Source organism: Streptomyces sp. NBC_01446, assembly GCF_026340095.1.
GTDB classification, from domain to species: Bacteria; Actinomycetota; Actinomycetes; order Streptomycetales; family Streptomycetaceae; genus Streptomyces; species Streptomyces aureus.
Genome location: NZ_JAPEPO010000002.1, coordinates 733613 through 745889, shown reverse-complemented (window position 1 = coordinate 745889; position 12277 = coordinate 733613). Strand labels below are relative to the sequence as shown.

The 12277-nt window shown below is 69.3% G+C and carries 15 protein-coding genes; 10 read left to right on the top strand and 5 right to left on the bottom strand.

Going from position 1 to position 12277, the window contains the following annotated elements; all coding sequences use genetic code 11:
- Window positions 1-8 precede the first annotated feature (8 nt).
- A complete protein-coding gene (gene sigJ / locus OG456_RS41015) occupies window positions 9-926 on the bottom strand; it encodes an RNA polymerase sigma factor SigJ (RefSeq protein ID WP_266570158.1) in 918 nt (305 codons plus the stop codon).
- A 101-nt stretch (window positions 927-1027) separates the two neighbouring features.
- Between sigJ and OG456_RS41010 the strand changes: the two genes are divergently transcribed.
- On the top strand, window positions 1028-1408 hold the full coding sequence (locus OG456_RS41010; RefSeq protein WP_266570157.1) for a hypothetical protein: 381 nt from the start codon (window positions 1028-1030) through the stop codon (window positions 1406-1408).
- A 59-nt stretch (window positions 1409-1467) separates the two neighbouring features.
- Here OG456_RS41010 and OG456_RS41005 read toward each other — a convergent pair whose 3' ends face one another.
- Window positions 1468-2061 carry a hypothetical protein gene (locus tag OG456_RS41005; protein ID WP_266570156.1) on the bottom strand — a complete coding sequence of 198 codons (594 nt, stop codon included), beginning with the start codon at window positions 2059-2061 and terminating at the stop codon, window positions 1468-1470.
- Between the two features lie 387 nt (window positions 2062-2448).
- Between OG456_RS41005 and OG456_RS41000 the strand changes: the two genes are divergently transcribed.
- The gene (locus OG456_RS41000) at window positions 2449-2787 is read left to right on the top strand and encodes a cupin domain-containing protein (RefSeq protein WP_266570155.1); all 339 of its coding nucleotides are present in this window, start codon (window positions 2449-2451) and stop codon (window positions 2785-2787) included.
- On the opposite strand, the gene OG456_RS40995 is transcribed toward OG456_RS41000, so the two are convergent.
- Window positions 2736-3311 carry a hypothetical protein gene (locus tag OG456_RS40995; protein WP_266570154.1) on the bottom strand — a complete coding sequence of 192 codons (576 nt, stop codon included), beginning with the start codon at window positions 3309-3311 and terminating at the stop codon, window positions 2736-2738. The two genes, OG456_RS41000 and OG456_RS40995, sit on opposite strands and share 52 nt — an antisense overlap.
- Between OG456_RS40995 and OG456_RS40990 the strand changes: the two genes are divergently transcribed.
- The 3 genes from OG456_RS40990 (at window position 3304) to OG456_RS40980 (ending at window position 5919) form a co-directional block, all read left to right on the top strand.
- The gene (locus OG456_RS40990) at window positions 3304-3678 is read left to right on the top strand and encodes an Lrp/AsnC ligand binding domain-containing protein (protein ID WP_266570153.1); all 375 of its coding nucleotides are present in this window, start codon (window positions 3304-3306) and stop codon (window positions 3676-3678) included. The genes OG456_RS40995 and OG456_RS40990 overlap by 8 nt on opposite strands.
- Before the next feature lie 73 nt (window positions 3679-3751).
- Entirely contained in the window at window positions 3752-5074 is a 1323-nt protein-coding gene (locus OG456_RS40985) for a transposase (RefSeq protein WP_266570152.1), read from the top strand.
- A 59-nt stretch (window positions 5075-5133) separates the two neighbouring features.
- Window positions 5134-5919: an ABC transporter permease gene (locus OG456_RS40980; RefSeq protein WP_266570151.1), complete on the top strand. Its 786-nt coding sequence runs from the start codon at window positions 5134-5136 to the stop codon at window positions 5917-5919.
- Between the two features lie 39 nt (window positions 5920-5958).
- Here the strand turns inward: OG456_RS40980 and OG456_RS40975 are convergent, their stop codons facing one another.
- Both OG456_RS40975 and OG456_RS40970 read right to left on the bottom strand, forming a co-directional pair.
- Window positions 5959-6888: a M56 family metallopeptidase gene (locus tag OG456_RS40975; RefSeq protein WP_266570150.1), complete on the bottom strand. Its 930-nt coding sequence runs from the start codon at window positions 6886-6888 to the stop codon at window positions 5959-5961.
- 15 nt (window positions 6889-6903) lie between these two features.
- Entirely contained in the window at window positions 6904-7299 is a 396-nt protein-coding gene (locus OG456_RS40970) for a BlaI/MecI/CopY family transcriptional regulator (protein WP_266570149.1), read from the bottom strand.
- Between the two features lie 182 nt (window positions 7300-7481).
- Between OG456_RS40970 and OG456_RS40965 the strand changes: the two genes are divergently transcribed.
- The 5 genes from OG456_RS40965 (at window position 7482) to OG456_RS40945 (ending at window position 12267) form a co-directional block, all read left to right on the top strand.
- On the top strand, window positions 7482-8120 hold the full coding sequence (locus tag OG456_RS40965; RefSeq protein ID WP_266570148.1) for a phosphatase PAP2 family protein: 639 nt from the start codon (window positions 7482-7484) through the stop codon (window positions 8118-8120).
- Window positions 8117-8953 carry an undecaprenyl-diphosphate phosphatase gene (locus OG456_RS40960; protein ID WP_266570147.1) on the top strand — a complete coding sequence of 279 codons (837 nt, stop codon included), beginning with the start codon at window positions 8117-8119 and terminating at the stop codon, window positions 8951-8953. The genes OG456_RS40965 and OG456_RS40960 overlap by 4 nt, the downstream gene beginning before the upstream one ends.
- A gap of 320 nt (window positions 8954-9273) precedes the next feature.
- A complete protein-coding gene (locus OG456_RS40955) occupies window positions 9274-10308 on the top strand; it encodes a sodium-dependent transporter (RefSeq protein ID WP_266933624.1) in 1035 nt (344 codons plus the stop codon).
- Window positions 10309-10480: 172 nt separating this feature from the next.
- Window positions 10481-11419 (top strand): ATP-binding cassette domain-containing protein, encoded by a 939-nt coding sequence (locus OG456_RS40950; protein WP_266570146.1) that lies wholly within the window; start codon window positions 10481-10483, stop codon window positions 11417-11419.
- Window positions 11416-12267 carry an ABC transporter permease gene (locus OG456_RS40945; RefSeq protein WP_266570145.1) on the top strand — a complete coding sequence of 284 codons (852 nt, stop codon included), beginning with the start codon at window positions 11416-11418 and terminating at the stop codon, window positions 12265-12267. The genes OG456_RS40950 and OG456_RS40945 overlap by 4 nt, the downstream gene beginning before the upstream one ends.
- Window positions 12268-12277: the final 10 nt, after the last annotated feature.

The following is a 12277-nucleotide window of genomic DNA, read 5'->3' as shown; positions in this document are numbered from 1 at the left end:
GAGGGTGGCTAGTCATTCCGCGCCCACGGCCGCAGCTTCTCCGGGTTGCGGACCGCCCAGATCCGGGTGACGCGCCCGTCGGAGACCTCGAACGAGGCTACGGTCATGACGACGCCGGCACGTTGGGCCACCAGGCCCGGCACACCGTTGACCGACCGCTCCAGGAGTTCGAGCCCCGGAGCCTTGTCGGCAATGGCGACCATGTACTGGGCGATGCGCGCGCCGCCCTCGACCGGGCGCAGGACGGTGCCGACCATGCCACCGCCGTCGGCGGTCATCACGGCGGCCGGGTTGAGGAGACCGACGAGGGCTGCGATGTCCTTGGTCTCCCATGCCTCTTTCACGCGCTTCACCACGTCGGCCTCGCCGGTCGCCGCCACCGGGGCGCGCTCGACGCTCACCCGCCGCCGGGCGGAGGCCGCCAGTTGCTTGCAGGCCGCAGGGGTCCGGCCGAGAACCTCGGAGATCTCGGCGAACGGGTACCGGAAGACGTCGTGCAGGACGAACGCCACCCGCTCGGCGGGCGTCATCGACTCCAGGACGACGAGAAAGGCCATGGACACCGACTCGTCGAGGACGATCTGGTCGGCGGGGTCTGCAAGGCCGGTGGTACCGGCGCCGCCCGCGTGGTCCCACTCGGTGCGGTCGGGCAACGGCTCGGGCAGCCACGCGCCGACATAGCGTTCACGGCGGGCCCGCGCCGAGCCGAGCAGGTCCAGGCAGATGCGGCCGGTCACCGTCGTCAGCCAGGCACCGGGGGACAGGATCTCCTCCTGCCGGCTTTTCGTCATCCCGTACCAGCGTGCGTAGGCATCCTGTACGGCGTCCTCGGCCTCGGTCACCGAACCGAGCAACCGGTAAGCGACATTGATCAGTTGGCGTCGCTCGCCCGCTACCTCATCTGTGCTGACCCAGACAGTCCCCATGCTTCCGGCCGCCCCCTCGCCTTACCTTTCGCAGGCCCGCGTCGTCGGGCTGGTGAGACCTTATCGATCTACTGCCCGAGGGCGGAAAAGGGGACTGTGACATGGCCACCGAGGTGAAGCCGACGGCGACGGCGAGCGCACGGCGCAGCTCCTCGTTCCTGCAGATCGCGATCGCGCTGCAGACCCTGACCATCTTCCTTCAGGCGGTTTCCGCCGGACTGCTGCTGACCGCGTCGTACGGAGAGACGCTGCACAGTGTCGGAGCCCGTGTGATGTACGGGGCGTCGATGCTGTACGTGCTCGCGGCGGTGCTGGCGTGGAAGCGGGGCGGTGGCTCGCCCCGGCCGATCTGGCACGCGTCGGGTTTCCTCGCACTCGCCTCGGTCCAGGTAGTGCTCGGCATCGCGCACGTTCCTTCGGTCCATCTCCCTCTGGGCGTCTTGATGTTCGGTCTGAGTGTGCTGGCTCTGGCCCGGCGCTGAGGTCCGGTGAGGGAACCGTCGGGAGTACTGCACGAGCGTGAGACGGGGCAGCTCCTGCCTTATGGGGCCGCCGGGGCTGAGGGGCGCTGAACGTCCAGGACGACGGCCGTTCCGGCGACGGTGCGGTCCTCATGCATGGTGATGGCCTGACCGGGCCTAAGGTGCGTCCAGTTGGACGGGGTCAAGGGGGCGAGACGCACCGTGGCCAGCGCACCGGGCTCCATGAACGGAGCGAACTCCACCCAGAGGCCGGCAACGTAGAGGTCCGGTTCGCCCGTCGGGGTTCGAGGCCCGATGTTCCACATGGGCCGAAGGATGCCGGCTCCCGAGAAGGGAGTCTGTCGGCGAGCGTGGCGGGCAGGTCTGAGGGTGAGGTCGGCTCGGATGACGCCGTGCTGTGCTTCGTAGCAGCGCCAGTGGCACCAGGCCGCGCTCCTCTCCAGCCGCATTTGCTCCGCTGCGGTGGCGAGGGCCTGCCAGAAACTGAGTGGAAGCGGGTGGCCGTCACCGAGCTCCTCCAGCAGACCGAGAGCCACTTCCCACTCGTCGTGGGTGAGGTGTTCCCAGACGTCGTTCACCGTGAGGTCGTTCTCGGTGGCGCTCTCTTCCGGGACCAGCAGGGAAGCTGCTTCCAGCAGCCTGGGAACGTCCATGTTCCGATTCTGGATGGTGGGTTGATCCTTGTGGGCCTGCAGGTCTCTGTTTCGCGGGCACCGACGAGGGTTTGGGGTAATGATCAGGTCACTTCTTGTGGATCTTCCCACATCGCGGAAGGATGCCGTCATGGTTTTTGAAGAACCGATCGCTGAGCCAGAGGCAGCGTAGGCGTTGGAGTTCGGGCAGTTGGCTCCTTTCTTGGCCGAGCGGCCGAGCGGCCGAGCGGTGAAGCCGCCAAAGCCTGACCGGACCGCGACTCGCACCCGGATGGTCAACTCCGGCCCCCTGAACCCCGCCCCGGTGCCACGAACCCCCTCGAAGCTCCAACTGAAAAGAACCGCATGCCGGCGGCGGACGGCCGTCCGGGGTCAGGAAGAGGTGTCATGAAACAGGAACACGAGTTCTTTGCGGGGGACGCTGCGCCGTGGCGGGAAGCCGCGCAGCCGGGCACCGAGGAGAAGGTGTTGTCGCGGGATCCTGATGATCCGGCTGTGCTGACCCGGCTTGTGCGATGGCTGCCTGGTCTGGACACCAGCGCCGCCGGCGTGATCACTCACGACTACGTCGAGGAGGTGTACCTGCTGGAAGGCGACCTGGTCGACCTCACGCTCGGGCAGACGTTCGGGGCGGGCCACTACGCGAGCCGCCGGCCCGGTATGCGCCACGGCCCCTATCGCACCCCGGCAGGCTGCACGATGCTCGAAATCCGGTACCGCGCCTGATCTGCGAGAGGGTGCGGGCGGTGCGGGTGGGCGGTCGAACGGTCCGCCTCCGCCGCCATGCCGGACTGCGCGAGCGCCGTGCGTGCCTCCATGGGCCCGCGCGGACCTGCGGCTTCGGACGCCTCGAGCGTCCACAATTCCGGCCATGCCCCGGCGACGCCGCAACGCCGGCCACCTCGGCGACCCGCCGGGTCAGCCCAGGTCGAGCACCACCTTGCCGATTGCCTCGCCCGTGCGCAGCCGCGCCACCGCGTCTTCGAGCTGGTCGATGCCGTAACGCTCGCCGGCAGCGTGAGTTCGCCGGAGGAGAGGTCCGGCAGGAGGCGCACGACCTCCGCGGCGACCTCCTTGCCCCGGCTGATCATGTTGACGGGGAGCAGCGAGACGTCGGCGAGGAAGAAGTCCGCGAGATCGAGAGTGAGTTCACGGCCTGCGGTGTAGCCGACGAGCGCGGCCCGGCCGCACGGGCGGACCAGGCCGAGGGCATCGCGCAGGATCGTGCCGCCGACCGTGTCGATGAGCACGTCGACCTTGCCGCCGATCGCCTCCTCGGAGAGGTCGGCCGCGAGGACCGCCTTGGTCGGGGACGTGCGGCAGTTTGGCCGGGCGGCCGACCACGCCGAAGAGACCAGCCAGGTCCTCGCAGGCCTGCGCGAGGTGCGCTCCTGCGCCATCACGGCGGGCCCGCACAACCTCGTCGTCGACGTCTGGCTGCGCACACTGCACGACGTGCACGCCTTCGAGGCGCACGTGTCACGCAGACTGCCGCGCCTGACGGTCACCGCCACCGACCGCTCGGTGGTGCTGCGCACGGTAAAGCACATGGGGCGGCTCCTGGGCCGAGACGGACACAGCGTGGGCGTCGTGCCACTGCGGCATCCGTGTCGATGACGTGGCGACCAGAGCGCACATCGGGATTTTGGTTCCCTCTCGGCGACGTGGGGTCCAGCGTTATGGTGACCATGTGACTACGGAACGTGCGGAGGAGAAGCGGCAGTTCGGGCATCGTGCCCGGCTGGCGCTGACGCCTGCACAGGCCCGGCTCATCGACGACCAGGCGCACGCGGCCCGCACCATGTGGAACTGCCTGCACGACTGGTGGACGATGCTCCCCAAGGACAAGCGTGCCCGGGCCGCCGCCGATGCGGCGATCCGCCAGGCCCGTAGGGAGATCGACTGGCTCGGAGTGCTCCCCGCCCAGGCCGGGCAGGCAGTGCTGAAAACATACGTCCAGGCGTGGAAGAACTGCTGGGAGTGGCGGGCGGACGAGCCGAACTTCAAGGCCCGTTTGCGCACCGTGATGTCCGTCGACATCCCGCAGGGCCGCGATCTGCAGATCAAGCGGGTGCACCGCCGTTGGGGCATGGTCAACATTCCCAAGGTCGGTCGTGTCCGCTTTCGCTGGACCAGGGATCTCCCGGTCGGCAAGCTTGCCAACAGGGAGAATCGGATCACCGGGGCGCGGTTGGTCAAAGACGGACTCGGATGGCATATCGCCTTCCGCGTCCAGACGCTGGAATTAAAGCCTGAGCCGCACACCGGCCCTGAGATTGGCATCGACGCCGGGGTCAGCCTTCCCCTTGCCCTGTCCGATGGCAACCATCAGGATCACGGACGGCTCGCCCGGCTCCCGGATGGCACCGCCGACCGGGACAAGTGGCTGAACCCGCAGGAGAAGGCCAAGCTGCTCCGCCTGGAACAACGGGCCGCGCACCGCAAGTCCTTCCGCAAGCCGAAGGAGCGCAGCTCCAACCGGCTGAACCGCACCTACGACCAGATCAAGCAGCTCCGCGCAAAAGCCACGCGCCGTGCCGTTGACTGGCAGCACAAGACCACGACCAGCATCGCCAGGCAGTACGGCACGGTCGTGGTGGAACAGCTCAACATCACGAGCATGGTCAAGTCCGCGAGGGGCACCGTCGAGGAACCCGGGAAGAACGTCGCGCAGAAGTCCGGCCTGAACCGCTCCATCAGTCAGGAGGCATGGGGCCGTACCGTGACGATGCTGACGTACAAGACCGGCCGTTGTGGCGGCACCCTGCACAAGGTTCCCGCGCCCGGTACCTCCCTGCGTTGTTCAGCCTGTGGGTTGACCACAGCGGGCAGCCGGGAGGGCCAGGCCACGTTCGTGTGCAAGAACCCAGACTGCGGCTGGTCCGGCAACGCCGACTGGAACGCGGCACGGAACATCTTGCACCTGTACCGGATCGGCCTCGTGGCGATTCCGGCTGCCGGGAGGGCAGTCGTCAGGCGCACCCGTGGCGTCAAGCCCGCCGCCGCAAGGTAGGTGGGAATCTCCTTCCTGAGCTTGCGAAGGCAGGAGAGCACTTCAAGGTGAGGCATGTGATGCTGCTGAGCGCAAGATCTCTTCTCCCGGTCAACATCACGCTTGGCGTGTTGCTGGTCGTGCTGCTCGCGGTGGCGGCGGGGGTTGCCCACTGGTTTCGTCTGTCTCCTGACTCATCGGGCGGCAGGCCGAGGGAAATCCTGGTCGCGGGAGTGCGTGCGGCGGCTCAGCTCGCCGCGGTGTCCGTGGTCATCACCTGGGCAGTCACCACGGTGGCGGGCCTGGTCGCGTTCCTGGTCGTGATGTTCAGCGTCGCGGTCCGTACGGCAGGCCGACGGCTGACCAGTAACCGCACGTGGTGGCTGACCGCCGCACCCATTGCCGCCGGTGTCGTTCCCACGGTGGCCGCATTGCTGCTCACGGGACTGGTTCCCCTCAAGGGTCTCGCGCTCGTTCCGATCACCGGCATTCTCATCGGCGGCGCCCTGACGGTGACGGTCCTCGCCGGGCGCCGCGCCCTGGACGAGTTGGAACAGCGCCGCGGGGAGGTCGAGGCGGCGATGGCACTGGGCTTCCTCGACCGCGACGCGCGCATGGAGATCGCCCGGCCCGCGGCATCGGACGCCCTGCTCCCGGGCTTGGACCAGACCCGTACGGTCGGCCTGGTCACGCTTCCCGGAGCGTTCGTGGGCATGCTGTTGGGCGGTGCGAGTCCGGTGATGGCCGGGGCGGTGCAGCTCTTTGTGCTGATCGCCCTCATGGCCGTACAGGCCGTCGCGGTCGCCGTAACCGTCGAACTCATCGCTCGACGGCGACTGTTCCGCCCTGACGCGCACAGGCACTGATGCCCGGAGCCCCTGGGCGTCAAAATCAGAGCGCACACATCAACGCAGGTGGGCGAGTTCCAGAAACTCGTGCAGGTCATGGGCGGCTTCCAGCACGCAGACGCTGCTCACTCCTACCAGCGCTCCGGCCGCCGCGAGGAGGTGGGCCGGTCTGCTTGGGGGAGGTTCGAGCAGGGCTGCGACTCGGCGGGGGATGACGCCCGGGGCCGGGCTGCGGCCGAGGACTCCCAGGGCCGCCGAGGGCAGGCGCAGCGCGCGGGTTCGTTTGGTGGCCACGGCGGCTCTGGCCACGGTTTCGGCGACGGCGCGCCGGTCGCCGCTGTGGAGAGCGGCGAACTCATCGGCCCACCGCTCGACGGTGTAGGAAACGGACGTGGCCAATGGGCGAAGCAGCGGGTTGGCGGCTGCTGAGATCTGGGCGAGCGTGACGAACGCGTAGTGATGGTGGTTCAGGTGTGCCCGCTCATGGGCCAGGATGATGTCGTGGCCGGTGGGGTCCAGAGCTTCGAGCATGCCGTGGGAGATCACGATGCGGCCGGGCAGTCCGGGCATGGTGTACGCGTCGGCGTGCCGGTCGTCGGTGACGACGACCGATTCCCTCCCGGGCAGGCAGGCCGCTTCGAGAGCGGCTGACCACAGCGCCCCGGCGCGGCGCACGGTGAGACGGACGGTGGCCGCCACTGCGAGGGTGAGCAGAACAGCTCCCGCCAGGGCCGCGGGCCAGGCCGCCGGGTCCTCGCGGGCGATCACCGCAGGCGAGTAGCCCTCAAGTGCGTCGATCAGCGGGAGACGCACCAAGCCGGCCACGGCCAACAGGCCGAGGACCACGGTGCTGGACACGGCCAGGATCAGTCCGGCGGCGGTCAACAGCCAGGTCGCCAGCCGCGGTTCGAGGCGGCGGGCCAGCGGGCCCGCGCTCAGGCCGGCCAGCGCGGGCAGCAGCAACGGCAGGTAGACGGCCAGGTGCATCGGTACCCTTCCCCGCTACCCGTTGCTGCCGTCGCTGCCCAACAGGCGGCGCAGCAGGTCCTCGTCGTCGTCGGACAGCTCATCCACGAAATGGGTCAGCACCGAGGCACGGTCGGTGCCTGCCTCCATCACCTGATGCATGTGCCTGGCCGTCAGCCCCGACTCGTCGGAGACGGGTTCGTACGCGTAACTGCGACCGACTGGAGTGCGTTCGAGTACGCCACGGCTGTGCAGACGGGCGAGCGTGGTGGCCACCGTGGTGTGCGCGGGGGACGCCGTCAGGAGTTCGGCCACGTCCCCGGGCGTCAGAGCGCGTCCCGCCGAGTGCAGCAAGGTGAGGACCTCGGCCTCCAGCGCACCGTTGGCCCGGCGCCTGCCACCTGCCTCAGAAGCCTGTCTCTGAGCACCCAACGCCGTCCTCCTGTCTTCCTGGACTACAGTCACCCGTATCTTCTATTCGCGAATAGAAGATAATGTGTCCCCCAGCCCCGCTGCCACGTCCCTGCGTGCGGTGGACCCTGCTCACAGGATGCCTGATGCCTCCTTCGTCTGCCCACAGCCCTCGGCGCGAGAGCATGCCGTGGTGGCCTGCCGTGACCGTCCTGGCAGTTTGCGGTGTCCTGCTCGGGACCCTGGTTGCCGCGGTCGCGACTCGGGCGTCGCCCTTCGCCCTGGATACGGCCGTCCACGGGTGGGTGCTGGACCACCGTCCGGCCTGGGCACGGCAGTTGGCCACGGTCGTGACCGACACCGGCAGCGGAACGCCGGCCTACGCGCTGGCGGGCCTGGCCGGGGCACTCGCGCAACGCACCGCGTACTGGCGGGGCGCACTCGCGGGGGTACTCGCGCTGGCCTCGGCACAACTGCCACGTACGGCACTGGCCTCGGCACTGGCAAGGCCCAGACCGCCGTCCGCGGACTGGGCGGCGAAGGCCGGCGGATGGTCCATGCCCTCCGGCCACACCACGACGTCCATGGTGGTCGCCCTCCTGCTCACCCTCGCCGTACACCGCAGGGTGCATGGCCGAACGCGGCCGATCCTGCTCGCCGTCCCCGCGATCTGGGCCACCACCGTGGGCCTCACCCGTGTCTACCTCGGCATGCACTGGCCGACCGATGTCGCGGCCGGCTGGCTGCTGGCCTCCTGCTGGGCGGCGTCGGCAACACTCCTTGTTCTTCTGTGGCGGCGCCGGGCCGACCACGCACTCTCGATGGAAAGGCAGTACACGTGAGCGCCATCAGCATCGGACAGGCCGTGATTCTCGGCGTGGTGGAGGGAGTGACGGAGTTCCTGCCCGTCTCCTCCACCGGCCATCTGAAGATCACGGAAGGGCTGATGAACATCCCGGTGGACGACAAGTCCGTCGTCGCGTTCACCGCGGTGATCCAGGTCGGCGCCATCGCCGCGGTACTGCTCTACTTCTTCAAGGACATCGTCCGGATCCTGGGCGCATGGGGACGCGGACTGCGCCACCGCGACCAGCGCTATCACCACGACTACAAATTCGCCTGGTGGGTCATCTACGCCACCATTCCCGTCGTCATCGTCGGACTGGCCGCCAAACCGCTGATCGAGGGCCCGCTCGCCTCGCTCTGGGTCGTGGCCGCATCGTTGATCGTCGGCAGTGGACTGATGTGGGCCGCCGACCAGATGGGCCGGCACAAGCGTGGGGAGGACGACACCACCCTGAAGGACGCCATGCTCGTCGGCTCCTCCCAGATCCTCGCCCTTCTCTTCCCCGGCTTCTCGCGGTCCGGCGCCACCATGTCCACGGGGCTCATCCTCGACCTGGACCGCGTCGCCGCCACGCGGCTCTCCTTCTTCCTCGGCATCCCCGCACTCACCGGCGCCGGCCTGTACGAACTCAAGGACGCCGTCGGGGCCGGCGCGGACACCACGCCCCTCATCGTGGGGACCGTGGTCTCCTTCATCGTCGCGTACGCGTCCATCGCCTGGCTGCTCAAGTACGTCGCCCGGCACAGCTTCAACGCCTTCGTCATCTACCGGCTCATCGTCGGAGCACTCCTGTTCGCTCTCCTGGGCGCCGGAGTCCTCAACGCCTGAGCAGGCCACGGGGACGGCGCCGCCGGCCATCGCCGCGCTGGGCAGCCGGCGCAGGAGGCGCCGCCGCGGTAGCCGTCGAGGAGGAACGTGTGAGCCGCATGGCGTCATGGCACCGTCCGTGCCGACGGACACCTGAACGCATCCTGACTGCCGTGCGGCACAGCACGCACCTCCCCGTCCGGGGGAGCACCATGGGCGGATGAACAACTCCGTGGCCCGGCGCATACCGGCGTTCCTTCCCGCCCCCGCTCCTGCGACGGAAGAAGGCCGCCCTGAACACCCGAAGCGCTGCTTCCCGGACTGACAAGGCGACCGACTGGTTGCGACGCCGGCTCGGACGGGGAGTCGTCCTGTCCTACGCGGCCGCCCTGCTCCTGCCGGGCCCCGGACTGTGGCTGCGCCGACCCCATTCGCTGTCCCTCGGCGCGAGCGGACACCTGTCCTTGACCACCGCACCGCTCCTGCTCTCCCTGGTGCTCTTCTCGGCCGGGCTCCAGGTGCCGGTACGCGCGCTGGCAACCCTGCTGCACCACCCGGTCCCCCTGCTGGCCGGGCTCGTTCTGCACCTCGCGATTCCGCTCCTTGCCATCCCGATCGTCGCGTTCCTGCTGCGCCGGACGCCCGACACCGACGGCGGCAGCGGCCTGGTCACCGCGATGATCCTGATCGTGGCCATGCCCGTCGCCGCCGGAGCCACGGTGTGGACCGGCAAGGGAGTCGGTGACCAGCCGACCATGGTCGGGCTCGTCCTCGCGTCCACCCTCCTCAGCCCGCTCACCATTCCCTTGGTGACCAGTGCCCTGGTGCCGCTGCTCGGAGGCGGCCACGCCGACGCACTCACCCGGGCCCTGCACGCCGGCGACGGCGGATTCGCCCTGGTCGGCGTGGTCCTGCCGTGCGCAGTCGGCATTGTGTGCCGCCTGGCACTGCCGGCACCTTGGCTGCGCCGGGTGCTCGGCGTCGGCGTACCCGTTGCCCTGGTCGGCTCATTCCTCCTCACCTACGTCAATGCCTGCGGCGCCCTCGGCTCGTTCCTGGCCCACCCGCGTCCGCTGCTTCTCGCCGCCGCGCTGGCCGTGGCGGCGAGCGTCTGCCTGCTGTCGTTCTCGGTCGGCCGCGGAGCCGCGCGTCTGCTGGGACTGGACGCGCCGGCGGCATCGTCCCTCACGCTCGCCTGCGGCATGAACAACAGCAGCGCGAGCGCGGTCCTGATCACGACCACGCTTCCCGACAAACCACACCTGCTCCTGCCGGTCCTGGCCTACGGGCTGCTGCAGAAGACGGCCGCCGGCCGGGTGGTACGCGGACAGCGTTTACGTGCTCCCGGCTCGCACCCGACGGCTCACGCCTCCTGACGGCAACCGCAGAGTCGTCCGAAGCGCACATCGCCGGGGCGTAGTACCCCGGTACCACCCGACCGGCCCCCTTCAGCCCCCGGTACCACCGGATGGGGGCCATCACGGACTTAGCGTTGCGGAGGAGGCGTCAGGCGTGTCGAACAGCGCAGTCCGAAAGAGAGGGAAGCCAATGATCGACGCACAGCAGCTCACCAAGAGGTACGGGCAGAAGACAGCCGTCGATGATCTGGACTTCACCGTGAAGCCCGGCACGGTCACCGGTTTCCTGGGACCCAACGGGGCGGGCAAGTCCACGACCATGCGCATGATCGTCGGGCTCGACGCGCCGACGAGCGGGTCCGTGACGGTGAACGGCCGCCGCTACGCCCGCCACCAGGCACCCCTGCAGGAGGTCGGAGCGTTACTGGAGGCCAAGTCGATCCACCCGGGCCGCTCGGCCGGCAACCACCTCAGGGCGCTCGCGCTCACCCACGGCATTCCGCGCCGCCGCGTCGACGAGGTCATCGAACTCGCCGGTCTCGGCAGCGTCGCGAAGAAGCGGGCCGGTGCCTTCTCCCTCGGCATGGGGCAGCGGCTCGGCATCGCCGCCGCACTGCTCGGCGATCCGCAGACGGTGATGCTGGACGAGCCCGTCAACGGTCTGGACCCCGAGGGAGTGCTCTGGATCCGTAATCTGCTGACCTCGCTCGCGGCCGAGGGTCGGACGGTGTTCGTCTCCTCGCACCTGATGAGCGAGGTCGCACTGGTGGCGGACCACCTGATCATCGTCGGCAGGGGACGGCTGCTGGCCGACACGACCGTACGGGACCTTGTCCGCGAGGCGGGCGGTGACACCGTCAAGGTCGCGACGCAGCACCCGACCCGGCTGCGGGACGTGCTGTCCGGGCCCGGCGTGGAGGTCATCGGCCGCGTCGGCTCCGAGGAACTGCAGGTGACCGGGATGACCGCCCGCGAGATCGGGCTGAAGGCGGCCGAGCACGGAATCCCCCTGTTCGAACTGACCGCGAAGGCGGTGTCGCTGGAGGAAGCCTTCATGGATCTGACCAGGGACGCCGTGGAGTACCACGGCTCCATGACCGGCGCCGACACCTCCGGGAGCACAGCATGAGCACCCTCACGGCAACCCCCGACACCCCCGAGTCCGCGCAGGCCGCTCCGGCCGGGCCCGTCTACCGCGTGACCGGACGGCGTGTGCTGTTCTCGGAGTGGGCCAAACTCTGGTCCGTGCGCTCGACCTGGATCACCCTCGGCCTGGGCCTGCTGTTCCTCGTCGCCTTCGGCGTCATCGCCGCGAGCCACTACAGGTCCGGGCTCCACTCCGGCCGTCCCATGGATCGCGACTTCGCCTCCGCGACTGCCGTGAGCCTGTCCCTCTTCGGCACGAACTTCGCCCAGTTGGCCCTCGGTGTACTCGGTGTGCTGATCACGGCGGGCGAGTACTCCACCGGCATGATCCGCTCGACCCTCGTCGCGGTGCCGCGCCGGCTCCCCGTGCTGTGGTCCAAGGCGGCGGTGTACGGGCTGGTCGCGCTGGTGGTCGCCACCTTCGGCGCGTTCGTCGCCTTCCTCGCCGCAAGCCGGATCGTCTCCGGCACGCCCATTGCGATGGGCCTCGGCCACGCCGGGGTCGCACGCAGCCTGCTGGGCGCCGGGCTCTACCTCGGTCTGGTCGGTGTGATCGGCACGGCCCTGGGCGCGCTGCTGCGATCCGTGGCCGGCGGCATCTCGGTCCTGGTCGCCGCCCTGATGCTCGTCCCCGGACTGATCTCCTTGTTGCCCAGCTCGTGGCAGGGCGACATCGACCCCTACCTGCCGAGCCACGCCGGCGCGTCGATGTTCGCCGTGGCCCACGACTCCACCACGCTGTCGCCCGCTGCCGGGCTCCTCGTCCTCCTCGGCTGGACGGCACTGGCGCTGGCCGGAGCGGCGTACCGGCTGCTGCGCAGCGACGCCTGAGACATTGACT

Bases quoted from the DNA above. Each gene is read 5' to 3' on its own strand.
- OG456_RS40990 (WP_266570153.1), top strand. From the start codon at position 3,304: ATGAGCACGTCGACCTTGCCGCCGATCGCCTCCTCGGAGAGGTCGGCC.
- OG456_RS40975 (WP_266570150.1), bottom strand. From the start codon at position 6,888: ATGCACCTGGCCGTCTACCTGCCGTTGCTGCTGCCCGCGCTGGCCGGC.
- OG456_RS40980 (WP_266570151.1), top strand. From the start codon at position 5,134: ATGCTGCTGAGCGCAAGATCTCTTCTCCCGGTCAACATCACGCTTGGC.
- sigJ (WP_266570158.1), bottom strand. From the start codon at position 926: ATGGGGACTGTCTGGGTCAGCACAGATGAGGTAGCGGGCGAGCGACGC.
- OG456_RS41010 (WP_266570157.1), top strand. From the start codon at position 1,028: ATGGCCACCGAGGTGAAGCCGACGGCGACGGCGAGCGCACGGCGCAGC.
- OG456_RS40945 (WP_266570145.1), top strand. From the start codon at position 11,416: ATGAGCACCCTCACGGCAACCCCCGACACCCCCGAGTCCGCGCAGGCC.
- OG456_RS41005 (WP_266570156.1), bottom strand. From the start codon at position 2,061: ATGGACGTTCCCAGGCTGCTGGAAGCAGCTTCCCTGCTGGTCCCGGAA.
- OG456_RS40950 (WP_266570146.1), top strand. From the start codon at position 10,481: ATGATCGACGCACAGCAGCTCACCAAGAGGTACGGGCAGAAGACAGCC.
- OG456_RS41000 (WP_266570155.1), top strand. From the start codon at position 2,449: ATGAAACAGGAACACGAGTTCTTTGCGGGGGACGCTGCGCCGTGGCGG.